At 52.1% G+C, this 24,151-nt stretch carries 26 protein-coding genes, 1 pseudogene and 2 riboswitches; of the genes and pseudogenes, 19 read left to right on the forward strand and 8 right to left on the reverse strand.

The genetic code is table 11. From position 1 onward, the window contains the following. Nucleotides 1-195 precede the first annotated feature (195 nt). From J2Z49_RS09295 to J2Z49_RS09315, 5 genes are all read left to right on the forward strand, one after another. Nucleotides 196-1,749, forward strand: coding sequence for a methyl-accepting chemotaxis protein (locus tag J2Z49_RS09295; protein WP_307402383.1), 1,554 nt, complete (start codon nt 196-198; stop codon nt 1,747-1,749). A gap of 325 nt (nt 1,750-2,074) precedes the next feature. After that, nucleotides 2,075-2,165, forward strand: a riboswitch (cyclic di-GMP riboswitch). 95 nt (nt 2,166-2,260) lie between these two features. After that, on the forward strand, nt 2,261-2,893 hold the full coding sequence (locus tag J2Z49_RS09300; protein ID WP_307402385.1) for an HD-GYP domain-containing protein: 633 nt from the start codon (nt 2,261-2,263) through the stop codon (nt 2,891-2,893). A gap of 62 nt (nt 2,894-2,955) precedes the next feature. Then, a complete protein-coding gene (locus J2Z49_RS09305) occupies nt 2,956-3,324 on the forward strand; it encodes a hypothetical protein (RefSeq protein WP_307402387.1) in 369 nt (122 codons plus the stop codon). 3 nt (nt 3,325-3,327) lie between these two features. Next, entirely contained in the window at nt 3,328-4,731 is a 1,404-nt protein-coding gene (locus tag J2Z49_RS09310; protein WP_307402390.1) for an ATPase domain-containing protein, read from the forward strand. An 11-nt stretch (nt 4,732-4,742) separates the two neighbouring features. Further along, nucleotides 4,743-6,158, forward strand: coding sequence for a diguanylate cyclase (locus tag J2Z49_RS09315; protein WP_307402393.1), 1,416 nt, complete (start codon nt 4,743-4,745; stop codon nt 6,156-6,158). Between the two features lie 188 nt (nt 6,159-6,346). On the opposite strand, the gene J2Z49_RS09320 is transcribed toward J2Z49_RS09315, so the two are convergent. Continuing rightward, nucleotides 6,347-6,973 (reverse strand): nucleoside recognition domain-containing protein, encoded by a 627-nt coding sequence (locus tag J2Z49_RS09320; protein WP_307402395.1) that lies wholly within the window; start codon nt 6,971-6,973, stop codon nt 6,347-6,349. Between J2Z49_RS09320 and J2Z49_RS09325 the strand changes: the two genes are divergently transcribed. Continuing rightward, a complete protein-coding gene (locus tag J2Z49_RS09325) occupies nt 6,933-7,181 on the forward strand; it encodes a hypothetical protein (RefSeq protein ID WP_307402396.1) in 249 nt (82 codons plus the stop codon). The genes J2Z49_RS09320 and J2Z49_RS09325 overlap by 41 nt on opposite strands. A gap of 61 nt (nt 7,182-7,242) precedes the next feature. On the opposite strand, the gene J2Z49_RS09330 is transcribed toward J2Z49_RS09325, so the two are convergent. Next, nucleotides 7,243-7,392 (reverse strand): hypothetical protein, encoded by a 150-nt coding sequence (locus J2Z49_RS09330; RefSeq protein ID WP_307402398.1) that lies wholly within the window; start codon nt 7,390-7,392, stop codon nt 7,243-7,245. 340 nt (nt 7,393-7,732) lie between these two features. Here J2Z49_RS09330 and J2Z49_RS09335 point away from each other — a divergent pair, with 340 nt between their 5' ends. From J2Z49_RS09335 to J2Z49_RS09350, 4 genes are all read left to right on the forward strand, one after another. Continuing rightward, nucleotides 7,733-8,374: a hypothetical protein gene (locus J2Z49_RS09335; protein WP_307402400.1), complete on the forward strand. Its 642-nt coding sequence runs from the start codon at nt 7,733-7,735 to the stop codon at nt 8,372-8,374. A gap of 280 nt (nt 8,375-8,654) precedes the next feature. After that, nucleotides 8,655-9,020 (forward strand): prepilin peptidase, encoded by a 366-nt coding sequence (locus J2Z49_RS09340; protein ID WP_307402403.1) that lies wholly within the window; start codon nt 8,655-8,657, stop codon nt 9,018-9,020. Between the two features lie 111 nt (nt 9,021-9,131). Continuing rightward, nucleotides 9,132-10,034 (forward strand): RpnC/YadD family protein, encoded by a 903-nt coding sequence (locus J2Z49_RS09345; protein WP_307402550.1) that lies wholly within the window; start codon nt 9,132-9,134, stop codon nt 10,032-10,034. Between the two features lie 22 nt (nt 10,035-10,056). Further along, complete coding sequence (locus J2Z49_RS09350; protein WP_307402405.1) at nt 10,057-10,389, forward strand: hypothetical protein; 333 nt, start codon at nt 10,057-10,059, stop codon at nt 10,387-10,389. Nucleotides 10,390-10,846: 457 nt separating this feature from the next. On the opposite strand, the gene J2Z49_RS14890 is transcribed toward J2Z49_RS09350, so the two are convergent. The 3 genes from J2Z49_RS14890 to J2Z49_RS09370 all read right to left on the reverse strand — a co-directional run bounded on the left by J2Z49_RS14890 (nt 10,847) and on the right by J2Z49_RS09370 (nt 12,165). After that, entirely contained in the window at nt 10,847-11,293 is a 447-nt protein-coding gene (locus tag J2Z49_RS14890; RefSeq protein WP_456151686.1) for a transposase, read from the reverse strand. A 312-nt stretch (nt 11,294-11,605) separates the two neighbouring features. After that, complete coding sequence (locus tag J2Z49_RS09365) at nt 11,606-11,890, reverse strand: hypothetical protein (RefSeq protein ID WP_307402408.1); 285 nt, start codon at nt 11,888-11,890, stop codon at nt 11,606-11,608. Nucleotides 11,891-11,946: 56 nt separating this feature from the next. Then, nucleotides 11,947-12,165: a hypothetical protein gene (locus tag J2Z49_RS09370; RefSeq protein ID WP_307402411.1), complete on the reverse strand. Its 219-nt coding sequence runs from the start codon at nt 12,163-12,165 to the stop codon at nt 11,947-11,949. A gap of 272 nt (nt 12,166-12,437) precedes the next feature. Between J2Z49_RS09370 and J2Z49_RS09375 the strand changes: the two genes are divergently transcribed. Together J2Z49_RS09375 and J2Z49_RS09380 are read left to right on the forward strand one after the other, a co-directional pair. Then, complete coding sequence (locus tag J2Z49_RS09375; protein WP_307402413.1) at nt 12,438-12,878, forward strand: hypothetical protein; 441 nt, start codon at nt 12,438-12,440, stop codon at nt 12,876-12,878. Between the two features lie 464 nt (nt 12,879-13,342). Then, on the forward strand, nt 13,343-14,650 hold the full coding sequence (locus tag J2Z49_RS09380) for a stalk domain-containing protein (protein ID WP_307402416.1): 1,308 nt from the start codon (nt 13,343-13,345) through the stop codon (nt 14,648-14,650). A 346-nt stretch (nt 14,651-14,996) separates the two neighbouring features. Here the strand turns inward: J2Z49_RS09380 and J2Z49_RS09385 are convergent, their stop codons facing one another. Both J2Z49_RS09385 and J2Z49_RS09390 read right to left on the reverse strand, forming a co-directional pair. Continuing rightward, the gene (locus J2Z49_RS09385) at nt 14,997-15,554 is read right to left on the reverse strand and encodes a flavodoxin family protein (RefSeq protein ID WP_307402418.1); all 558 of its coding nucleotides are present in this window, start codon (nt 15,552-15,554) and stop codon (nt 14,997-14,999) included. 303 nt (nt 15,555-15,857) lie between these two features. After that, a complete protein-coding gene (locus J2Z49_RS09390; protein WP_307402420.1) occupies nt 15,858-17,219 on the reverse strand; it encodes a transposase in 1,362 nt (453 codons plus the stop codon). Between the two features lie 31 nt (nt 17,220-17,250). Between J2Z49_RS09390 and J2Z49_RS09395 the strand changes: the two are divergent. From J2Z49_RS09395 to J2Z49_RS09415, 5 genes and pseudogenes are all read left to right on the forward strand, one after another. Then, nucleotides 17,251-17,856, forward strand: a pseudogene (locus J2Z49_RS09395) (UPF0236 family transposase-like protein); the annotation flags it as partial. A 1,255-nt stretch (nt 17,857-19,111) separates the two neighbouring features. After that, a riboswitch (cyclic di-GMP riboswitch) is annotated at nt 19,112-19,213 on the forward strand. A 315-nt stretch (nt 19,214-19,528) separates the two neighbouring features. After that, nucleotides 19,529-20,152: an HD-GYP domain-containing protein gene (locus J2Z49_RS09400; RefSeq protein ID WP_307402422.1), complete on the forward strand. Its 624-nt coding sequence runs from the start codon at nt 19,529-19,531 to the stop codon at nt 20,150-20,152. A 31-nt stretch (nt 20,153-20,183) separates the two neighbouring features. Then, on the forward strand, nt 20,184-21,395 hold the full coding sequence (locus J2Z49_RS09405; RefSeq protein ID WP_407650076.1) for a methyl-accepting chemotaxis protein: 1,212 nt from the start codon (nt 20,184-20,186) through the stop codon (nt 21,393-21,395). Nucleotides 21,396-21,435: 40 nt separating this feature from the next. Further along, entirely contained in the window at nt 21,436-21,849 is a 414-nt protein-coding gene (locus tag J2Z49_RS09410; protein WP_307402426.1) for a chemotaxis protein CheW, read from the forward strand. Nucleotides 21,850-22,215: 366 nt separating this feature from the next. Then, complete coding sequence (locus J2Z49_RS09415; RefSeq protein ID WP_307402429.1) at nt 22,216-22,464, forward strand: ASCH domain-containing protein; 249 nt, start codon at nt 22,216-22,218, stop codon at nt 22,462-22,464. A 91-nt stretch (nt 22,465-22,555) separates the two neighbouring features. Here J2Z49_RS09415 and J2Z49_RS09420 read toward each other — a convergent pair whose 3' ends face one another. Then, entirely contained in the window at nt 22,556-22,756 is a 201-nt protein-coding gene (locus J2Z49_RS09420) for a hypothetical protein (protein ID WP_307402431.1), read from the reverse strand. A gap of 286 nt (nt 22,757-23,042) precedes the next feature. Between J2Z49_RS09420 and J2Z49_RS09425 the strand changes: the two genes are divergently transcribed. Continuing rightward, a complete protein-coding gene (locus tag J2Z49_RS09425) occupies nt 23,043-23,219 on the forward strand; it encodes an aspartyl-phosphate phosphatase Spo0E family protein (protein WP_307402434.1) in 177 nt (58 codons plus the stop codon). An 83-nt stretch (nt 23,220-23,302) separates the two neighbouring features. Continuing rightward, a complete protein-coding gene (locus J2Z49_RS09430) occupies nt 23,303-24,151 on the forward strand; it encodes a copper amine oxidase N-terminal domain-containing protein (RefSeq protein WP_307402437.1) in 849 nt (282 codons plus the stop codon).

Below are 24,151 nucleotides of genomic sequence, written 5' to 3' on the forward strand. Positions count from 1 at the left end.
ACAGTATCATTTTGTCTACCACGGCTTCCAGGGTGGATCAGTTTGACAATATCACAGGGGCTAAAAATGGATCAGTTTTATAGTAGCAAATACAACATTCTGCGGGGCATCGTCAAGAAGCCGGGCACGATGTGGCTTATCATCAATCTGAGTTTCATTGCTTGAACTTAATACGAGGGGGATCTTGAAATGAGAATGTCCATTGGGATGAAAATCGGCGGCGGTTTCGTATTGCTGCTTCTTTTCATGGCTGCCGTGGCAATCCAGTCGTCGCTCATAATGGGGAATACGATCTCGAATGCCGCCAATGTCGATCAGCGGGTGGTACGCCTCAGTCTTGACTATCAGATTGTCGACGCCTACAAGGAAGCATCAAGAGACCTGCGGGCTTACCTCCTCTATGGCGACGAGAAATACTTGAACGAATACAAAAAGGATATCGAGAACACGCAGACCCTGCTGGAGAAACGACTCAACAACTGTTCTGCCCAGGCCCGGCCCAAATTGGAGGAAGTGCTCGCCAGGGTCACTGAATACGACCGTCAGCTTACCAGCAATGCAATTCCTCTGGCCAAGGAAGGCAAGTTCCAGGAAGCAGTTGCCGCAGCACAAAGCTTCGCTTCGTATGCCAACGACGCTGAAAAGATTCTGGCCGAACTGATTATGGAAAATGAACAAAAGACCGGGAACGTCGTGGATAACATGCAGGCCAGTGCTGCCCGCGGCCGCTCTCTGGTCATCCTTGTGGGCGCTTTTGCCCTGGTTGTCGGGCTCCTCATAGCAGTGTTTATAACTCGCATGATCACCCGTCCGATCCTGGCCACCGTTCGCGAAGCGGGCCGTATCGCTGAAGGTGACCTCACGGGCGAGGAACTGGTGGTGCGCACCCGGGACGAGATTGCCCGTTTAGCCGAGGCTTTCAACCGCATGCGCACAAACTTGCGCGAGATCATCGGCCAGGTAGTCCAAACGTCCAAGCAGGTGGCCGACTCGGCCTCCCAGCTCGCCACCCAGGCCGAGCAGACCGCCGCCGGGGCGAACGAGACGGCCGCCACCATGAGCGAAATGGCCTCGACCGTCGAACAGGTAACCGAAAATGTGCAGAAGGTTTCAGCGGCGGCCGAACAGGCTGCGGCCCGGGCCGCTGAAGGTGCCAGGGGTGTCGAGCGGGTTATCGGGCAGATGAAAGCCATTGAGCAAGCAAGTGCCAACGTTTCTTCCGCCATTAATGCTCTCAACCAGACCGCGGGCCAGATTACCCAGATAGTAGACCTGATCACCCAGATCGCCGACCAGACGAACCTGCTGGCCCTGAATGCCGCCATTGAAGCCGCCCGCGCCGGGGAACAGGGCCGCGGCTTCGCCGTCGTCGCCGAGGAAGTCCGCAAGCTGGCCGAGCAGTCGGCCAGCGCCGCCAAGGAGATCTACGAACTGATCACCACGGTCCAGAACGAGTCCAGGAAGGCGGTCGAAGTTATGGCCGCCGGGGCGGCGGAGGTCACGGAGGGAAGCAGCGTGATCAACGAGGTGGGGGCCAGTATCAAGGCCATCAGTCTCGCCATCGAGGATGTTGCGCGGCAGGTCCAGGAGGTGGCCGCCGCTGCGGAAGAAATGTCGGCTGGCGTGCAGAATGTTGCCGGGACAACAGAAGAGCAGACGTCGGCGATGGAGGAAGTCTCTGCCTCTACCGAAGAGCTTACCGCGCTGGCTGGCGAACTGGACAGGTTGGCCGCACGCTTCCGTGTGTAGGTGCCCCGACCGCCGGCGGGGATTGATTAAGGCAAGAGCTTTTAGGATATCGAGTAAAGGGGGCGGCTAACCCCCGTCCTCTCACACCGCCGGTCATGCGGGTCAGCGCGGATCTGGTGAAATGGGGTTGGCTGGAGCACGGCCAGGAAGCAGCTCAGGCTTGAGTTTTCCCAGGATCGACCCTTTATTACCGGGCCGTAACGGTTTTCTCAGGATGATGATGCCGTTGATATTGCCGAAAATCGCCTTAATCAGGAAGGAAAGTTAACGGTAATGTTGAAATACATCTTGAAAAAATGTTGAAATACCTCTTGAAAAGTCGCAACTTTCCGGAGGGCAAACCCGGCGAAAGCCGGGGACGCAAAGCCACAGGTCTAAAGTTCCCCGCGGGGAACCATGACGGCTGGGTTGCAAGGGGAGAAAGGAAGCCGCAGGGAAGCGTAAAATTTTTCTCCCTGCGGCTTTTCATTTTTTAAAGAAATTTTTAGAATAAATATGTTGAGGTGCTTCCATGAAATCCACATTTATCCATGCTGCCCGGGCGTTGATGAAATTACAGGAGGTCCGGTTTAAGGTATCTTCCAGTCATTCCTGGCGCGTGGCGGCCTATGCTGCTGCGCTCGCGAAGAAATTGGGTATGACTGAAAAGGAACAGAATCATATATACCTGGCCGGGTTACTCCACGACATAGGGAAGCTGGGCATTTCCAGCGCTATCCTGCACAAGCCGGGCAAACTGACTGCCGCGGAGTGGGAGGAAATAAAAAAGCACCCTGTTTATAGTTATGAAATCCTTTCGGCCATACCGGGGATGAAAGCCATCAGCCTTATGGTCCTTTACCATCACGAAAGATATGACGGTTGCGGGTATCCGGAAGGATTGGGGGGTGAGGCCATTCCCCTGGGGGCGCGAATTCTGGCCGTGGCTGATAGTTTTGATGCCATGACTTCGGATCGGGTTTACCGGCCCAGGATGTCTATAAAAATGGCCTCAGAGGAGCTCTACCGCTGTGCTGGTACCCAATTCGACCCTCAGCTGGTGGAAGTGTTTTGCTGCCGGGTCGTGCCTGAGGGAATAGATCCTGAACTCTACCGGATCACTGTCGATATTCCTGGTGGTGTGAAGCACCTGCGAAATAACTAACCGGGGAACCGGGCCTTGCTCATACTGGAGCGATAGCTCTTAGCCGAAAAGGAGGGGCTGTTGTGAGCGAAATCATCGAAAAACGGATCGGACGCTATGAAACTCTGCTTAAGGAGATGTGGACGGCGTCGTCGAAGTACCTTGGGACGTTTTCCGTGAATCTTCTGGTGGAAAGGGTCGTATGGGAGGTTTCGCTGGAATACAAGGAAATAGAACTCCTGCAGTACGATCAAAATGGGATATCGTGTGCGAAGATGGCGGCCAGGTTGGAGGAGAACCCGGACCTGCCGGTCGAAGATATGTTTATGAAGTTTATCACCAGGTATGTAGAAATCCTGGCCAGGCTTCTCGGTTATGAAAGAGCGGAAGAGATAAAAAAGAAGCTGGACGAGGAATTTGCCGGGGATCTTTCTGCTTCCAGGGAGGAATGAAAAATGGAGAGGTTGATAACGGGCATAAAAAATCTCGATTATATTCTCGGCGGCGGCATACCCGCTTATTCGCTGAATATCATTTCTGGTTCTCCGGGCAGTGGAAAGACGATATTCGTCCAGAATATCATATTTAACAATGCCAGGAACGGCCTCAAGAGCCTGTACCTGACCACTATATCGGAATCACAGCTGAAGATGGTGAGGCATCTTCAAGATTTTGAGTTCTTCTCGGACGACCTGCTGGGGGACAGGGTTATTTACGGGGATCTGGGGGCCGTCCTGCGCAGGCAAGGCGCGAGCGAGGGCCTGGATTACCTGACTCGAATGATCAAAGAACATTTGCCGAACATAGTTGTAATCGATAGTGTCAAGGTTATAAGGGACCTCTTCCCGGACGAGAAGACCTTCAGGGCCTTTGTTTTTGAGCTGGCTGCCGTTCTATCGATATGGGAGATCACTGCATTTCTCGTCGGCGAGTACGAGGAACAGGAGCTGACGCGCCTGAGCGAGTTTGCCATCGCCGATGGGATTTTCCACCTTTACGGGCAGGAGGAAAAGCGGTTTCAAAAAAGGTACATGCGCGTCCTGAAAATGAGGGGGACCAGTTTCCAGCACGGGGAACATTTGTTTCAAATTGGTCCTGTGGGGATAGAAGTGTACCCAAGGATGAGGCCGGAGGGTGAAGAACTCCGGTACGATGTCAAGCTGGGGCGAAAGGAATTCGGGATCTGTGGACTGGACGAAATGTTGTGCGGTGGGTTGCTGGAAGGGACTATCACACTCATTTCCGGTGCCACAGGTACGGGCAAGACGATGTTTGCCCTTAAGTTCTTGCTGGAAGGGGCTGAGAAAGGCGAAAAGGGGGTATTCCTTTCTTTTGAAGAGCCTGTAGATCAACTTCAGAATACTGCCCGCTGTCTGGGCTGGGAGATAGATAAATATCTGGCAGAGGGCCAGCTGGAGATCAAGTTTATTTCCCCCGTAGAACTGGACGTGGATAAACACGCTTTCGAGATACTGGACATGATTGGGGAAAAAAAGGTGGAGAGGTTTGTCATCGACAGCATCTCCTCTTTTGAAAGCAGCGTTACCGATATACAAAAGTACAGGGATTATCTCTGGGCGATAGGACAGCAACTCAGGAGGCGGCACGTAACCACTATTTTTACGGTGCTCAACGAAGACCTCTTTTCGCCCCTGGTGGTATCCAGAGCGCAATTATCCCTGATCACCGATAATATAATCATACTGCGGTACGTGGAGGATAATTCCAGCATCAGAAAAGTTCTTGGAATCCTGAAAACCCGTGGAAGCAACCACGACAACTCCCTGAGGGAGTACGAGATCTCTCCAGAGGGGATAAACGTCCTCGGCAGGTTGGCCAAAGCAGACATGCTAAAATGAGGTGTTACTTAGTGCACACGAACCTTTTACTCAGCGTCCCGGTAAGGTACTGGCAGGATTTTCAGGATACGCTGGCCAGGGCCACGAACGCGAACATCTACATCTTTGACGCGAACGGCGCTCCTTTTTCCCGGTTCAGTTTGCCGGCTGAATTATGCCAGGAGGTGAATAAAGGGAGGGAGCTCCGTAACGAAAAGTGCATCGATTTTTACAAGCTTGCCTGCGGTTCGTTAGAAGAGAAAGACATGCTTACCTGTCCTTATGGACTTAAGCTCTGCGCGTACCGCCTGGGCAGCTATGCCCAGAGGATAGGTTATCTCATGGTTGCCCCTTCCAGGCACACGACCCTGGGGGAACGCGAGGAAGAAATTGCCTTCATTACGAAAGCGCATAACATTTACCGGACGATCAATGAGGTTTTCAGCGCCATTTTAGAAAAGAACCTGTTAGGGTTGCGTAGACTGGAGTTGAACAGCATCTACGAGATCAGCCGCCTTATGACCTCGATCGTTGAGCTGGACAGGGTTCTGGAACTTATAACTAATTCGTTGATCATAATTTATCAAGCCGACTTGTGCTTTGTCGGCCTCAGGGAAGGTGATAAAATCAGGGTGGCCCAGGGGAAAGGCGTTAACGGCAGCCAGTTGATCGGGAAGGAATGGCCCCTGGTCCACCCGTTGATTGAGCGGATTTTTTCAAAAGTTGAGCCGTCTTCTTTGAGTATTGAGGAGCTGAGGGTTTTACCGGGCTTTACCGGTACAGAGGCTGCTCCCGGAACTGAAATCATGGTTTATCCCCTCTGGACTGCTCTGGGAATTGTCGGGTTGCTGGGTATAGCGGCCCCTGTTTCCCTGGGTGACAACGGCAGTAAAAACCTGCAGATATATATAAACTTCGCCACGGTAGCCCTGGCCAATGCGACTCTCATACGCCGCCTGGAAAGAGAAGCCGAAACCGACTACCTGACCGGTTTTCTTAACAGGCGCGTTCTGCGGGATGTACTGGCTGCCGAACTCCAGAGGGCAGCGAGGTACGGTTACCACCTGTCGGTTATTTTCCTGGACATAGATGACTTCAAGGCCTATAACGACACTTTCGGGCACCTGGCCGGCGATGTGGTGCTGCAGAAGACGGCAGAGTTAATAAAAAACTCCATCAGGACTACGGATATTGCGTGCCGTTACGGGGGCGAAGAGTTTATAATCATTCTCCCGGGAACAAAAGGGGGAGATGCTGCGAAAGTGGCAGAAAGAATACGTAAATCTATCGAGACTTACCCTTTCCCGCACCGCCGGATTACGGCAAGCCTGGGTGTGGCCCAGGCGAAAAAAAACGATTCTGTCGACTCGCTGCTTGCAAGGGCGGATCAAGCCTGCTATCAGGCAAAGGAACGAGGGAAAAACCACCTCTGCCTGGACCCATCGTAACACTTTTTGGAGATCGGGCCGGCTCACTTTCTGGCTTCCGGCCTCTTTCACCAAAAATTAAAGCGCCGGCAAAGAAGGGAGAATGTCTACCTGTCCCCGCAGGCCCTTCCCTTTGCCGGGAAAAGCTTTACGGACAGGCTGGTACGGCTGGAGGAGCAGGTTAGCACCCCCGGCTGGTGGGGCGGGAGTTATACCAGCCCCAGCGCCCGCACTGTCTGCGCCACCGCAAAGCAAACCAGGCCGGCAACGGCCAGGGGAATAACCGCCGCCCAAACCGCCCACCTGATGCTTTTTGTTTCCCTCTGAATGGTGAACAGAGTGGTGCCGCAGGGAAAGTGCAGCAGGGAAAAGAGCATGGTGCACAATGCGGTCAGCCACGTCCAGCCGTGTCCGTGAACCAGAATGTTTTGCAGAATGGTTAAGCTGTCTATTTCCACCATAGTTCCAGCGGATAAGTAGCCCATAAGGAGAATGGGCAGGACAATTTCATTGGCCGGGAGGCCCAGGATGAAGGCCAGCAGGATGAAGCCGTCCAAACCCAGGGCCCGCCCTAGGGGTTCCAGCAAACCCGCTCCCCGGGCAAGCAGGCTCTGTCCTTCAAAGCTGATGTTGGCCAGGACCCATATCAGGGCTCCCGCCGGGGCGGCTATAGTGACCGCCCGGGCCAGGACGAAGAGCGTGCGGTCCAGTACGGAGCGGACCAGCACCCGGCCCACCTGGGGCGGGCGCAATGGCGGCAGTTCCAGCGTAAAGGTGGTAGGCACCCCTTTAAGGATGGTTCTTGAAAGGAGCCACGAGGTAAGCAAGGTAATCAATATCCCCGCCAGAATAAGCCCTGCTACGGTAAAGGAAGCAGCCAGAGAGTTGAAACCCGGGGCTGCCGCCGGGCCAACGAATATGGAGGCCAGGGCTATCAGGGTGGGAAAACGGCCGTTGCAGGGGACGAAGTTATTGGTCAGCGTTCCAGAACTGCAACGAGAGGGACTGGGGGCGGTATTTTTCGCGCGGGTACCTGTTCGCTGAAGAGGAACCGCCGCGGCCCCACCTTTAGAAAAGGGAAACCGCAGCGGTCAATAATCGGTCATTAAACCTTTTGATCAGCTCGTTCATTTTCTGCGCTACTCACGTGCCGTTTAGTTCGTCCGTCAACGGCAATTTTCAGCTCGTCCAGCCTGTTCAACATGGCTTCCCACGACACCTGGAAAAGGTCTTTCAGTTCCCCCACTTCTCTCATATTCAATACCGGCGAGTCAATTGCACTGTACATCCACTCTTTTGGCATCAGCAATTCAGATACGAATATGTCGCACTCCCGGTCCAGCATGAGCCAATTGCGATGTTCGGAAGTAGAGATGAATAGGCCGTTTTAGGGCAGTGGCAAAAATATTTTACCCCGGCACGGATCAGGATTTATGCGGGTTGCGGGCATGGGCAGGGAGCGTTTTAGCAAAATTGACCCCAAAGAAGAAAAACAGAGGAATAGTGAAAAAGGAGGAGAAATAAGAAGGGAACCCTCCTTTTCTGGCGAATTCTTTTTTATATCCCCAAAAAAAGAACCAGAGGAGGTTTCCCTTATGGCTATTATACCACAACAACGACTTTTTGGGTGGCGGGGGAATGTGCTTCTCGATATCCTTTTTCTTCCCGCCAGGTTTTTGTCCTTATCCTTTTGGACCATTCGCTTTACGTGGCATTTGGGGCTGCTCCATAAACTGTTCATCTACCTTTTCCCACTGTCTTTTTTCCTTTACGAAGTGGGGACCAGATGGCAGGAATGTCCTTACGGCCCGTCGCCCCACGGGTACGTGTACTCCACCTCGTGGCTCGAACTCTCGGCCGCCTGGGAACATTTTTGGGCCACCGGTGGTCATGTGGAGGAGTTGCTTGGCACCGTTCTGTTCTTCCTTCTGCTTCTCGGTGGTGCGGAATTTTTCCTGCCCGCTTTTTCGGCTACTATCGTCCGTGCGACCGGCAGGCAGGTTCTGTCCCCGCTGACTTACTTCAACTGGCTGGAGTTCTGCTTTGTCTGGTTACCGATGCTGGCGAGCTATACGCTGGCCTCGTGCTTTGCGGCAATCCTTGTCAGGGAATTCGCTGCCAGCTTTGCTTCGGCAATTATGTGGGTATTGGGGTACGTGCTTTTATCGACGCTCTGGTTCGCGTTCAGGGAGTATTGCTGGCATGCCGGACTCTGGTGGCGTTTCATCACAGTTTGAACCGCTTTCCCTTAGCCGTTTAAAGGGGGGGCATACTACGGAACGATTTGCCGCGGAACTCGCCGACCGGGCCTTATACTTCGGGCTGGGCCTGCTCGCTTATGCCGTTTTTCGCTCGGTCATTATTTTAACCATTGCGACCGCATACAGCTTTTGGGAACTATTCAGAAGCAGGGGTTGTTAGTGAATGTCGATTGAATTTCCTGTCATCATCGCTGCCATCGTAGCTCTTGCGGCGGCTTATACGGACGCCAGGTGGGAAATGACCATCCCCAACTAGTTGACGTACCCGACCGCTCTCGGCGGGTTGTTCCTGGATTTGTGGCTGGGAAGGTATGATTATATCGTTGGTGCCCTGGTAGTGTTCGTGGCCATGTTTTTATGCTGGATATTCGGCTGGATAGGGGGCGGGGACATGAAACTTGCCCCAGGGCTGGCGCTCTTCCTTGGTCCCCTGCCGGTGCTGTACGGGGTGGCCTTGGCGTCTGCCATCTTCGCCATATGGGGCGGCCTTAAAGCCTGGCGCGGTACGGGCCGGCCGGCGGCCTTCCTGATGGTCCTGGTGGGGAGAATGCCCGGCGGGGCTGTGCCCCTGGCGGTGTTGATGGGTTCGCTGGCGGTGGGGTTGAAAGTGCTGGGGGTATGAGAAAATAGGTTTTTGAACCGGAGGTGGTCTTTTTTTTGTGGTACCAGGAAAACTGCTTGCGGGGCTGTTAAAATTGCGGAAAACAATTTATAATCAACTAAAGGGCCGGTGATGATATTGCAGGAATACGACCTTATTATCAAAGCTCTGGTTGAACGGTACTCACCCCACTTTGTCCAGTTGGTGCGGGGAATACCTGCGGATAGGGTTGAGCGATTGGAAAAAGAGGCCGTAGTGGTGAAGCGGGAGTCGGACGTGCTGCTGAATGTCTGTGAGGACGGGTATGAATATATAATGCTTATTGAAATCCAGACCCGTCCGGACAGGGAAATGCCCCTGCGGTTGCTGGAGTACACGGCGATGCAACACCGGGAATACAGGAAGCCCGTGTACCCGGTGGTGCTCAATCTGACGGGCCGGCCGCAGGAAGACGGATACGGTTTTGACTGCCTTGACCTGACGGTGGTGGCCTTCAGCTACCGGGTGATCAACCTGGCCGACTTGCCGGCCGAGGAAGTTTTAAGGTACGGGCCGGTAGGGATTGTACCCCTGGTGCCGCTGATGCGGCGGCAATTGTCGGACGAAGAGCTGATGGCCCGTTGCGCGAGACGCATAAGGGAAGCCCCGGCGGAATGGGTGCCTGACCTGTACGTCGGCCTGGCACTGTTCGCTCATCTGGGGAAAATTCCAGACGAGGTAATTCTTAAGAACATCGAGGTGAGCAAGATGGAAGCGTCCCCGCTGTTTGAAGGAATCAGGCAAAAGTGGGTTAATGAAGGGATTCAGAAAGGGATACAAGAAGGGATTCAGAAAGGGTCAAGAGAAGACCGTATCGAAGCAATTCTCGAAGTTTTAGAAGAAAACACCGGGCGATACCCGGGTGAACTGGCGGTAAAACTGCGGGCGATTGAGGACATGAATACGCTGAAAATGCTTTTCCGCCGCGCAGTAAGGGTGAAAAACCTGGAGGAGTTTCAAGCTGTTCTAAGTGACGTTCTCCCTTCAGCAAACTGAAAAGTGTGCTGAGGTGAGCAGGATGAAAGCGTCCCCGCTGTTTGAAGGGATCAGGCAAAAGTGGGTTGCACAAGGAGAACAACAAGGCTTACAAAATGCCATACTTGACGCGCTGGAGGAAAACCTGGGCGGTTACTCCGAAGACGTGGCCGAACAGGTAAGGGAAGTCAAGGATGTGACCGTATTGAAAAAACTTCTTCGCAGTGCGGTGAAAGCGAAAACTATTGCTGAATTTGCTTTTGTCCTCAAAAGGTTGCCACAAGAATTAACGGTTTGCGAGTACCAAACAGGCGGACGGCTGTTTTTTTGTAGGTGCGTTGCAGAGTCCCTTGTCCAAGCCGACAGCACTTGCTAAAATAAGACAAGGAATACCATAACTGCGGGCCTCACCTGCCGGGGGAGATTCTTCTCCGAAGGGGGGTGAGGCGGGGATGATTACCGCACAAGACGTAATACAGATCGTGCAGGCAACCATCCAATTGCTCACCCTCGTGGTGCTCATCACCTACCGCAGGGATTAAGGTAAAAACCCTCTAAACTGCTGGCACAGTTTAGAGGGCAACCGAAAAACCTCGGCAGGTCGAGGTCTCCACGCCGTGTGTTATGGTATTCCTGCTTTTAATCTAACATATAGTCTCAATAATGTCAAGGAAGTAGACTGCCCGGCCCTGCCGGGCTTTTTCTATTTTTGGGGCTGCTTTTGCTCTGCCCGTGCTATAATATTCCATAAGGTGGTGGTTCCTGGAACAAAAGTTTTCGTTCATGCGTCGAATATATATAAAAGGTGGTAAGCATGTACAAATGGCAACGCATCAAAGCACTAGCATGCCCAGGGGGTCAGCATCAGGAAAATAGCTCGGACACTGGGTGTATCCAGGAATACCGTCAGGAAGTACCTTAAAGAGGCTAATCCGACACAGTTTAAAGCCAGGGAGTATGAAAAACAACTGGACCGATACCGGGAAGAAATCCAGGGCAAAGATGATGCGCAAAAGCCTGCAGCAAATGGCCACCAAAGACTGCTTTCCTTTCAGTGGGCTGTTGGGCCTGGTGGTGTAGTAGTGGTAGAATATCGAAAATTTCTGCGTTCTGGCCACTATAACCAGGGCTACCCGGAAGAGCGCGCAGCTCAGCTTTGCTCTGCCCCGCTTGCTGATGCGGGTCCTTCCATTGTGGATACCTGAACTGTTTTCCACCAGGTTCAGACCGGCCAGCTTTATTAACTGCCTGGCATTGCGGTAGTTGTTCAGGTCGCCCACTTCGGAAAACTATAGTGGCCACTTGTAGTATGTTCATTCCCGGAATGTTGAGCAGGTACCCGGCATAAGGGATTTCCCTCAACAGTTCTGCCAGGCGGGCCTCAACTAGCTCGCATTCCTTTATGGTATTCTGGAATGGGAACGGCTTGTGCAGTCCCTCCCCCCGGAAATTGATCATTTGGGCGTAGTGGGTATGCTTGGATACGTCTACACCCACAATTAAGGTTTCAGGTGTGATCATGGCAAGCTTCTGGGAAAGGGGATTGTACATCGCTGATCCCTCCTGGTATTGGTGGTTTTGGGTTTTGGCATTTACACCATTCCAGGATTTTTTCTTTCCCTTTTCTCTGGGATGTCTCCCTGTTGTACCTGCCTGAAGTCGGAGGAATCGTTCTCGCTCGGGTTATCAGGATCCTCCAACGGATTTTCTTGCCACACCAGGTCGAGATACTCCTCCGGCGTCTCCTTGAGCCGGCAGTGGACCTCTCCTGGCACAGCCAGACAACCTGCCGGAAGAACTGCTCGTAAACCTTTCTCCCGAAGCGGCCCGCGCCTTGGAAAGGATGCTGTGGTCAGGAGGCATTTCGTCCAGATCATATCCCAAAAACCAATCAGGTTGAGACGGCACTTTTCGACCAACTTCCTCTCACTTGTTATCCCGTATAGGCAACCGAGGAGGGCAACTCCTGAAGAATCACTACTGGGTCCACAGACGGCACGCCGGTGTGGCTGTAAAAAGGGCGTACATAGTCACGGATGAAACTGGAGTCGGTGACCCTGTTGATCTCGCGGAGAATGTGGTTCTTGGGCACGCGCTCGTCGAGGCTGAATTGGTAGGAGATCTTAGGTTGGTGTACCTGGTAGCCCATCAAGGTGCATCACTCCATGTTTTGCATTTTATGAAAGATAATTCTACATGACCCTAAAAATCCTTCACGCTTATGGAGTTTGGCAGCAGGCCCATGACTATAAATGGGGATTACTCGGTGATCATAATTGCTCCGTTTTAGATTTCCACCTACAATGGCAACTTTTTAGTTGGCAAATTTAGTTTGAGTAGGCAAGTAAGTAGTTAGGTAAAGGAGGAAAAATGTTGTCGGTGGAGAAAAATAGGGGTTAAAATATTAGAAAGGGGTGGAAGTTAGTGCAAAGGATAAAGCTGGCATTGCTCGTTACCCTTTTGGTTGGTCTTCTGGTGGCAGGCTCAGGTTGTGGAAAAACTTCTTCGCAGGGCGAAATGATGGGGTTTTCAGAGGTGGCTAAGATGATGAGCACCAAGCCGGAGGAAATGTCAAAAATTATGGCCACCCAAGAAAACCGGGAAAGTATGATCAATATCATGAGTACACCGCACATGCAGTCAGCGATGATGAGCATGATGCACTCACCTCAAATGCAAAAAACCATGATAAAAATTATGAGTTCTCCGGAAACAAGGGCAGATATGGTGAAGATAATGTCTGACCCTGCTATGAGGCAGGCTATGATCGATATCATGGCTGACCCGGCCATGAAAGAAACCCTTTTGGCTATGATGCAAGATCAGAGAATAAAGTCAATGCTCAATCAGGGTAATAAACAATAGCCCCGAAAACCCAACCCTTAATGGGTTGGTTTTTTTTGGGGTACCCGCCATAGGCGTTAACTTTGTGGTGAAAGTCCACTGCAGGCGAGGGAGTTAGTACGAGCCTGCCAGCCAAAGGCAAGGGTGTCCATCGTGAGGTGAAATCCGAAGGAAGCCGGAGGCAAAACCACGGCCCGAGGCATACGAACCCCATGAGGCTGTGTCGCCTGGGTGAGCCGGCAAAGCACAGCGAAAACCCAGGTTGCCAAAGGGCGATGCAGTAGATGAGGCGAGCGCAGGGTGAAGGTCAGAGCGGTTTAGGCTCCAAACAAACGTAGAAATGAGCGCAGTACCGTGGGTAGTATTCCGGCCCGGAGAGCACAAGCGAGTTATAGAATTCATTCCCTCCAAAAGGAATTTGGCACTTATTGGCGAACCATTTTATGGGAAATACACCGAAATGACAGGAAATGAGGCATACAAGCATGAGCGTACCGAAAAGAGCAACTTTCCTTCTCGTGTTTCTGTTTTATTTATTTACCGCCGTACCCGCATTCGCATCTGGAAGTCTGACGGTTTTTACCATTGGTTCCCATATTTACACCGTTGACGGTCAGAAGCGCTCTATGGATGTAGCTCCATATACACAAAACGGCAGGACCTTCCTGCCGGTAAGATACGTCGCCATGGCCATCGGCATTTCTTCGGACCATATTTTATATCAAAATGGCCTAATCACACTGCTTAGAGGAGATACCGTTGTCCAATTAACCGTCGGCAGCAATGTAATGTTGGTTAACGGTAAAGCCGTCACGATGGACGTGATGGTAACCACCCTTCATGGACGAGCCATGCTTCCGGCGGCATGGGTTTGTCGGGCTTTTGGCACTATCCCCGCGTGGGACGGAGCAAATCATACCTTAACCATAAAAGAACTGGACCCCGAAAATCCTGGTAATCAAGGCGGTTCAACTGGTGCCGCGAATCCAGATAGTGGGAATAGTCCGGTTAATGCGGTTCCGTATGATATGGCGGTAATTCCGCAAAGGTCGCTGTTTAAAGTAGTTCCTTCGCTGAAATATCCTCCTTCTGTCAATACCGTGGGCAGGGATTACCAGTGGCGGTACAACGGCATCATATACCGCTGGCACGTGGAAATACCTTCAGACCTGCTTGATTGGGACCGGAAAATAAGTGGAGTGGTGGACACGTTTTACAACAGCAATGGGATTACCCAGGCAATTATGCTGTCGTCCATGTCTAATGGCTTAAAGCGGTTGGTCGCTTCCTGTTCGGAAAATGCCGGGGGAAATTTTGTTCCCTGGGTTAACGAAAGCCTTAATTATACCTACGCCGGCGTTCTGGCTGAATGCTTGTCCCAACAAGCCAGGGTAGATGGATATGATTACTTCCATACTGCCGAATTCGTCCAGAGTTTTGTCGGCGGCGCCATTTCTTACAGGGTGTCGTCTGTGCCCCAACTTCCCGCTCAAACACTGGTTGATGCCGGAAACTGTAAAGATAAGTCGATATTATTGGCCGCCATTTTAAAGAATATGGGGTATAAGGTGGCCCTGTTGTTCTACCCTCCACCAGCCGGGCAAACTACCGGTCACATGGCGGTCGGAATAGCATTTAATAATGATGAGATTCCAGCTGGTCGGACACTCTGGTATTACTCTTATAATGACACAAAATATTATTTCGCTGAGACTACGGAACCTGGTTGGCTAATTGGTCAAGTGAGTGATGAGCAGTTAGAAAAAAGTGGATATGTTTATCCGGTTTCATAGCAGGACTATCTTGCGTCTCGGCTACCTCGCCGAGGCTTATTTTTTTGTACGCAACAAAATCCACATTTTATTTTGTTTAGATTAGAAAAAGGTGGTGTTGTGAATGCATTCACTCATTTTCCACCGCCCAGGCCTGCCCGGGTGGTTGTCCGAGATGCTGAAGCACCAAGGGCCGAACAGGCTGGCCGTGCAGAGTTCTTCCACGACTGCGGGAAAATCACATGGCCTTCGGCGCCGGTGGACAATAAATACTTAAATAGATATTTTATCATCCATTCTGTAATCAAATGGAGATATTGAGTTAACCCTGCTGTTGCCCCGGCGGGAAAATTCCTTGGCGCCCAAATCACTCGGCGGCAAGCGCTCTCCCCACGTTAAAAGCCCTGGTCATGAGTTGCTGGTCGTTTAGGGCTGTTTGAGGATCGTTTGCGCCAGCGCAGACGATGGTAGCGACGGCTTCTAGGCCCAGCATTTTGAGGCCTCCGGCGAGATAGTCGAAGTAACTCTTAAAGGCATCGGCTTGGGGGTTACCTTGGGAATACACCAGGGCAACCTTTTTTACTCCAAACCTCGGCTTAAAATCCGGGCCTATGATGGGGAACAGCCTGTCCAGCAGCAGTTTGGTTTGGGCAGTAACCTGTCCCATATAGATGGGGGAGCCTATAATGAGAGCCTGGGCGTCCTTTAAGTCTGCGTAGACCCCCTGCATGTCATCTTCGATGGCACATGTTTCTGACTGCCGGCAGTGAAAGCAGCTTTGGCACGGCCTTACGGACATGCTGTTCAACCGGTAAATCTTGACCTCGGCTCCCAGCTCTCTTGCGCCTCTTGCAATTTCCTCGATGATGCACGAGGTATTCGCGTTTTCCCTCGGGCTTCCTATAAAGCCAACAATCTTCTTCATCGGCGTCCCTTTCTCCTTCCCTAGCTTTGTAAGTATATAGTGTATCCAGGTTGATAAAATTTGTCAAGGAGATGTAAGAATTGAGCTATTTGCGTTGTAAACATTTTTGCCCTCTGGGAGGCTAACGCCCATACCAGACATGGAGGTTTTTCAAGCCATAGGACAGAGATATTAACCTAATATTGGGGTAAATGGCTTATATATCCTTTACCACCCCTGTCAAAGGGCATACTTACCCTGACACCCCCTTGGGGGGCGCCCTTCCCGTAGTGTAATTTTTCCGATTGGTCCTTCTCAGGCCGCCTATACCAGGCTTCTCAAATTTATTCCTTGTTTTTGTCGTAGCCGGCCTACGGCCATCGCCAGCATCACCATCAGGGCCAGTGCACAACGTAGCTTTATCTTTTTCAGGCCCCGGATAAAATGCTTTTCAAATCCATAGACCTCATCCAGACGGGCATTTACCCTTTCCACGGCCGTACGCTTCTTATAGGTTGTCTTCCATTTGTAACTGGACCGCGCTAAGGGCGTGAAGACCCGCCGGTCCTCTGCCAGAGGAATACGCACTCCACCCGTTGCGGAACACTGCTCCATTCCCCGGCACTTCACCCCGTAGTGCCGGGCAGGACAGCGATATTTCAAGGTTCCCCGGTCCTTTTCAAATCCCCCGAAAGCCATCTCGCGACGTTTATTTGTTTCGGGACAGTGGCAATAAACAGTTCCACAGTAGTCGTAAACAATGTTCTCTTTACCGGTTACCAGCCGCGTCTCTTCGCCATCCCGCCATAGATTACGGATGTCAATTACGGGCTTGATCTGGTATTCGTCCCACAGCTTCATGATTAGTTTGCTGTCATCATAGCCTTTATCCGCCACTAATGTCTCACAGCGTTCTATAATCTCCGGATTTTGTTCGGCCACCCGTTCAATCAGTTTATGCCCCTCTTTCACGTCACTGGCTGATGCTCTTGTCACCGTAAAGCCTACGGGTAGCTCATATACAGCATCAACTATGAGATGAAGCTTGTAGCCAAACCAGGAAACTACTTTTTCCCACAGGGTACCGTCTTTTCTGCGCCCACGGTACGTTTTCTTGCCAAAGTCGGCATCGGTGTCGCGGCGCCCATCAGGCTTCGGGACCTTTTCTTCTTCATCCCGCTTTTTGCCCCGGGCCAGACTGTGAATAGCTTTACTGTCCAGGGCCAGCACCCGCCCGAAATCCGGCAACAGCGTACTTATTTCATCCACCAGCCGCGTAAATATTTTTTCCACTTCACCGGCGTGAAGCATCAGCTTCACCAGGATGCGGCTGTACACATAAGAAGGTGGAACGGCATCCTCCCCCAGAACCGGATCAAATCCACATAGTTCCCGCAACTGGGCATTCCGCTTAAGTTCCCGCCGCAGGCTCTCAACAGAGGTGTGCTGAAATACGACCCCGGCCAGGATTGAGTTCCAGACCGCCCGTACCGGGTAATCGTTCCGGCCGTGCCCGCGTTCTCGCTCCAGCTTTTGCATGAGTTCCTCGTCGGGTAGATATTCGAGAACCAGGACCAGGCGTTCCAAATCTCCCAGTTCGTCAATGGCCGTGTAAAATTTCAGTAGGCACCAGAAGGGGATCAGCCCCCTGAAAAAGAAATGAGACCTCACGCGCCCAAAAAACACCAAAAATCAAGCTAAAGGAGTGTGAGGTCTCATGCTAAACATTCGCCAAATAGTGGGTGCAGTCCTTCTTTTCGTTAAGGGTCTGATTGAATTACTTGGTAGGTGCAAGGACTTCTATGAACTTGAAAAAGGTATCCATGAGCTTTGTCAGAAGGTCTGCAACCAAATATTCACCTGGGCACTGGAACAGCTCGATACCCGCCTGATGAATGAACGTGACCGGAGCACCTGGAGGGTGGTTGGGTTTCGGGATAAAACAGCCATCAGCACCTTTGGGGAATTTCCCTACAAAAGGCGCCTGTACAAAAACAAAAAAACCGGGGAAACCAGCTTCTTTTTAGATGAGCTACTGGGCTGGCCGGAGCGGGCCAGGATTACCCCCCGCCTAAAAGAACTGGCTGTCAAACTAAGCACTGAGCTTCCCTTTGATCGGGCCGCGGAGATTTTGAGCTACCTTGTTCCCGGGGTAAGTCCCATGACCATCTGGCAGGCCACCCAGGAAGTAGGCGAAGTTCTCCAACGCGAAGGCCAGGAAAAAAGAGCAGCAGTTTTTGAAGATGGCGAAGCTCCCGGAGGGAAAGAAGTGGCGCCGGAGCTGTGTATTGAAGCCGACGGGGTGATAATATCTCTTCTTCGGTCTGTTCCACATATACCACCCCGCATAAGGCATATTCGCAGAGGACGGCGTTGGCTCCGAAAGACAGGGACTTCACATGGTCGGGCGAAATTTCCAGGTCCAGCTCTTCCGCAAGCCCTCTCACTGCCGTCCTGTAGGGATCCGGCCCGCCGTTCGGCCCGGCGTCCACCGGCCTGCTGGAACCTTCAGCCACGGAAGGGAAGAAAACGAAGGCGTCGACAGCAGTAGGCCCCCGCTCGCAGAAAATGATCTTGCCGTCTGCCGTCACCACCATGATTCCCACTCCGAAATGGGTGGCGAATTCGGGTACGGGACTGTACATCAGGTCGACTCTTTCGGCGTAGCTTCCTGAGAGTAGTTTTCACGTTGTCGACCACAATTGGCTCGTCCAGCATGTTGTCTGTGACCAGCATCATGAAATAGTCGGTGGGCCGGAACGAAAGGTGCAGGGAAGGTTCTTCGTGCGGGCCGGTCCTGTGCCCAACGAAAAACTTTTCCAACTGGTACCCGAGTTCGTTGAACGGCACGGGTTCGCCTTTCGCTTCGCGGCGCTTGATTTCTTTGATTTTTTGCTCGTACAGCGCCCTGATTTCGGGCGGTTTTTTCACCGGATGCGGGTTGTAGTAGATCTTGATGTTTTCCCTGCTGTATGGGCCGTAGGCGCAGACTACCTAGGGAACGATAGTCTTTCCTGCGGTGAGGAAGCCTGCAGGGGGTGGGGAGGTACGGCAAAATTGGGTGAGAAAACGTTTCCACTTCAGCCTGCTTTTTTTGGCGTATTCCTAGGTCAGATTTGCAATGAGAGAAGCGAAGACGCCCAGGATAAAACCAAAAATCGCGTTCGACATCGACTTCACCCTGGGAGGGAGAATTGGTGCGTATTTCCGCGATGCTACCCACTGTCGCTTTGGTTCTGATACTTGGAAGCCTGGTACCCGCCCATTTGTCACGCGCGGCGGGATTTTTCGTTCTGGGACTGTGGGCGGGAAATAAAATCTGGTTGGTGATTCGCCACAAAGAAAAGATTGTAGTAGGAGATGACCTTCTACGGGTATTTGGGCGAAGATATCCTGACCCGTAGGCGGGAAGTCGAGGAAAGCCTGCGGGAATACAGGGAGCACTCGGAGCGGTGCGTTCCGCTTCTGGAGGCATTCGAGAAAGAACCTGATTTCACGATCTTACGTCAAGTAAGCTAAAATTACGTCGAAATAGAATAGTGGGGCCGAAAAGTTAAAAAGCTATTTTGTTCGATCCGAATCCTGGAGGGCAAACCCGGCGAAAGCCGGGGGCGCAAAGCCACAGGTCTAAGGTTCCCCAAAGGGTTGCCACGGGGAACTATGACGGCTGGGTTGCAAGGGAGAAAGGTAGCCGCAGGAAAGCGTATACTTGTCTCCCTGCGGCTTTCTTAATTTGGAATAACGTAAAAGGCGGAGGTTTGAGCAAGTATGAAAGAATCCCTTATAGAACGCAAGTTCGGGGGGGGGGGGGGATAATCTGTCTACATCTGGCCTTATTTATTAGCCCTATAAACATCTCTTTTGGGGTTCCCCTTCTCTGGTTCCCTCCTTTTGGGTTCCCCTTTTTATGCTCCCCACCCTTGTACCCGCCACCATCATTCCTAATAAGAAACTTTCCTTATGATTTTTTAATACCATTTGGTAGAGGTGTTTCCATGAGGTCCACACTTATTTACGCTGCTCGGGTACTGGTTCGGGTGCAGGAATCTCGATTTAAGTCGGCCTACCTGCATTCTCAACGAGTGGCCTTTTATGCGCTCTTGCTGGCCAGGGAGTTGGGACTGGACGAAAAATACCAGAAGCGCGTCTACTTAGCTGGCCTTCTGCACGACATAGGCAAAATAGGCATCCCCGACTTTATACTGTTTAAGCGGAGCAAGTTGACTGCCGAGGAATGGGAGGAGATAAAAAGGCACCCGGTTTTCAGTTATGAAATTCTCTCAACCATTCCCGGTATGAAAGAAATTAGTCTAATGGTCCTACACCACCACGAAAGATACGATGGAACGGGCTATCCCGCTGGACTTGCAGCTCAAGATATACCACTGGGGGCGCGCATTTTAGCCGTTGCCGACAGCTTCGACGCCATGACCACGGAGAGGATCTACCGACCTTTTCCATTATCCCGGGAAGAGGCTCTGAAGGAAATGCACTGCTGTGCCGGAGGGCAGTTTGATCCACTTTTGGTGGAAGTTTTTAGTCGCTTGATAGGACGGGGAGAAACTGATTTGAGCCTCTACGAACGAGAATTTACGACTAATTTTTATTCCAAAATTTAAACGTTCACGAAAAGGAAAGGGTGGGGTTAAGTTGCTGTTCTTCAGAAAGAAAAGTGAGCCGGGTACATCCAATACCTTCAATTCGGGTGATTTGCTTTTTGGGCTTAGCGTAGGTCGTTTCATTATGGCACACACAGATCTCCTGGCCCTGTGGAGCCGCTTGAAGGCAGATGAAGCGGCCCGCGAGGCGGAGGTTCAGGCATCGGGTTCCCAAGAACTCTCTGCCACTATCGAGGAAGTCAATGCTTCCGTGGAAGAATCGGCTGCCGCTCATCACCAAATGAAACAGCTGGCAGAGGCCAATCGCTCGGCGATGGCGGAGATGGACAGGCTTTTAAAAGTTGTGGCTACCGGTATACAGTACATGAGAGACCAGCTGAATGAAGTAAGCCAGCGTTTTAATCAGGTCAACCAGATTGGCGAAGAAGTTGCGGAGATTGCAGAACAGACCAACCTCCTGGCACTGAACGCTGCTATAGAAGCTGCCCGGGCTGGCGAACACGGGCGTGGTTTTGCCGTAGTAGCTGAAGAAGTAAGGAAGCTCGCGGGAAAAACGAAGGATGCGGTAGGGACTGTGAAAGAATTAACTGCAGAAGTGGGTCAATTATCAGAGTCAGCCGACCGCAGCAGCAAAGAGGTAACGGATTCCTTTGAGGTTTATTCCAGGCAGGTTACCTCTGTGGTACAAAGCATAGACGAAAGCATGAAGCAGGTGGAACTTGCAACCAGCGCCCTCGACGAAATAACCCGGGTCATGAATCAGGTTGCCACTACGACAACGGATCTTGCCCAGTCGTCCCAGCGGCTTGCCCAAATAACAGCCTTCGGTGACTCTTGTACAGCCAATGCCAGTCACATCCGTGAAGCCACCCTGCCGGTTCTGGAAGAACTCCTGGTCGAGATAACTGAGGATACGCCGGTTCATATCCTGGCAGCCAGGCTTTTCGACCATGCCCGGTTCATTAACACTGTAGTGGCCAAAGTTGGAACAGGTGAAAAATTATCCGACCATACCGAATGCGCCTTTGGGCGCTGGTATATAGGTGAGGGCGGCAGCCAGTTCGGCCACTTGCCTGCCTGGCGGGTTATAGACGAGCCTCACCGCCTGGTTCATACTGTCGGCGCTGCTCTGGTGAGAGAAGCCCGGGCAGAAGCAGCCGAAGAATTGGCACAGGCATCCCTGGAACTGCTACGTTGCTTCGTGGCGTTGAAAAAAGAGATTGCCGAAATAGCCAAAGGTTAAAAAGAGAAGGACTCTAAAAAAGGGAAGGAGCAGCTTCAGAATGTCATCTGAACAACAGTTGGTCATATTTGAGCTGGGTGGTCAGGAATATGGCTTACCGATTAAAGAGACAAGGGAAATTATACGCCTAGCTAAAGTTTCCAAATTGCCCGGTGCGCCGGCACACATGGAGGGAATAATTAACCTGCGCGGAAGCATCCTACCCGTAATCAACTTAAGCCGCCTGCTTGACTTGCCTCTAAGTGATCAGGAACAAGACATGCGCATTATTGTTGCTGAACATGGAGACAGAAAAGCCGGATTAATAGTGGGCAGAGTCAATGAAGTCGGGGTTTACAGCGAGGAGGAGCTGGAGACCCCGCTTGCAGGTGACGAGGCTAGATACATAAAGGCCGTCATTAACAAAGGCAATCGGCTCTGGTTGCTATTGAACCTGGAAAAAGTTTTTTCGTGACCTCCTCCCCCTAATGAATTGGGGGAGCATTCAGGGGCGATTAAACTCCAGGAGCTGCGGCCATATTATGTACCGCGAAGGTTTCCGTGTACCACCTTCCCCATGAGATACGGCGGTACACGGCACGCACGGCAAGCTTTACAACCTGCTGGCGGTCCGGCAACGAGGCAAAAGCTTCTACAGGGTGAGGGGGTCCGTGTATCCCTCAATGAATTAGGTGTGGGATTACTGCCCCCTCGCGCTCCCCCACTTCTCTAAACTACACCGCCGTGCGAAGGTTTTAATCCCTTTCAATTTATTTCTGGAACCCATGTTCAAACCCGAACACGTGGGATCTATCCTCTCCTGCTGCAAGACCCAGATCCGGTGCTTGAGCAGGAAACGGTGGAGCTTGGCCCCGTTTACCAGTGCAGGGCTTTCCGCCGAGCGGAGCCGTTCATGCACGTGAGGGTAACCGCCGTCCGGCGGGAGAGGCTGGGCGACATTACGGAGGAGGACGCTTGGAAGGAAGGCTACCCGTCAGTGGAGGCGTACCGGGGAGCGTTCGAACGGATATACGGCTTCTGGGACCCAGACGCTGGGGTGTGGGTGGTGGAGTTCGAACCGGTTACGTAATCCTGACCGTTTTTGCAATTCTGTCAGGGCTACTTCGCATTTTCACCCCTAATTTAGTAAAGTACAGTTAGCATTTTGCTTTAAAGGCAGGTTATGTCGCCAGCCCCCGCCGTCGTAAGACAACCCTGATGGAGCTCAGTGAGAATACGGCTTCCGGCTTCGTGGCATAGCTGCCACGCCAGAGCTCGCAGCGGTGTTTACCGTCTTCTTCATAGGTGATGAACAGTTCCCAATAACCCTGATCGAATTCATATTTTTCCCAGGTCTGGCGGCCGGTCCAGTATTCTCCCATATAAGGGCTAACTTCTTGTTTGGGCGGGCTGTCGTAGGTTTTTCCCACCCGATTTCGGTGAGAAACTTTTCTACTTTTTCTGGTACAAAGGACTGTTGTTTTTGCATGATAATCCCTCCCATGTATAAATTAATTGGCCGTAAAGCTGGAAAATTTCATGCTTCATGTTTTTTTGAGAAAAACCCTGTCGTTCCGACACCGTTCGACAGGGTTTTTTTCTTGACGCATTTTCCTGAAAGTGGTTCAATTGAATCTGGTGCCAAATGGCGAAAGGGGGATATTTTTGTTGGAGCTTGGTAAGACGATCCTGCGGCTGGAGAAGGCCAGGAGGGAACTGCTGGCTACAAATCCGGGCGACAAAGAAAAGCTCCTGGCGGCCAGCCGGAAGGTGGACGAGCTGATCTTGGAGTACTACCGGGCGAAGCTCGGCCCCAAAACGGTGGGGTCGGCAACAGGAAGATAACTTTTTCCATTTCAGGGCAGGAACCCGTGCCGGAAAGTAGAAAAGAATCAGGAAAAATACGTGTGGTGCGGGGGTGTTGTAAGATGCGCAAAACAGCCGCTTTGTTGACCTTCCTGCTGGTAATCCTGGCTTTCGCTTTCCCCGTTCTGGCCGCGCCAGGTCATAAGGCCGTGTTCGTTGTCGGTCAGGGGAGCTATACGGTGGACGGACAGGACAGGGAAATGGACGCCGCGCCTTTTGTTGAAAGTGACCGCACCTTCGTGCCGGTAAGATACTTGGCCTACGCCCTGGGCATAGCGGAGAAGGACATAACTTGGGACGTCAAGACGCAAACCGTAACCATAACCGCATATGACGACGGTTGGGCAACCGTTGTAGAAATGCAGATTGGCGTTTCAGTGCTCACGGTAATAAAAGAACCGCCGCCGGGAGTAATGACGTTCCGTTACGACAGGACCGTTGTACAGATGGGCGTTTCTTCCCTGTTGAAAGGTGGCCGTGTCTACCTGCCCGCCAGGTTTGTTGCAGAGGCGTTGGGGTATGAAGTGGGCTGGGAACTCGGGAGCCGGGCCGTCCTGATCGGGCCTAAGGGGGATCTGCCGGAACCGCCCCAATTATTAAAGCCCCCGGTTATCCACGGAATTAAGTTATCTCCTCCGTCAAGGGAAGTAAACGGGTGGTACGAGGTAGCCGGTACTGTGGTTTTTGCGGCTGACGTGACAGGCGCCGAACACGTTGAGTTCCGGCTTTCGCCCACAGGTACCGAGGCGCCGGTAGTACTGAGCCGCGTGGACAATGACGGTCGGGACGGCTGGACTTTCACCTGGGAGGTGCCGCCGGAGGACCTGACCATGCACCTTACGGTTGTTGCCTCGAACAGTGCTGGTACCAGTCAGGAGATCATTAACCTTTATCACGAAGCGAAACGCTGA

It is taken from the genome of Desulfofundulus luciae (genome assembly GCF_030813795.1).
GTDB classification, from domain to species: domain Bacteria; phylum Bacillota; class Desulfotomaculia; order Desulfotomaculales; family Desulfovirgulaceae; genus Desulfofundulus; species Desulfofundulus luciae.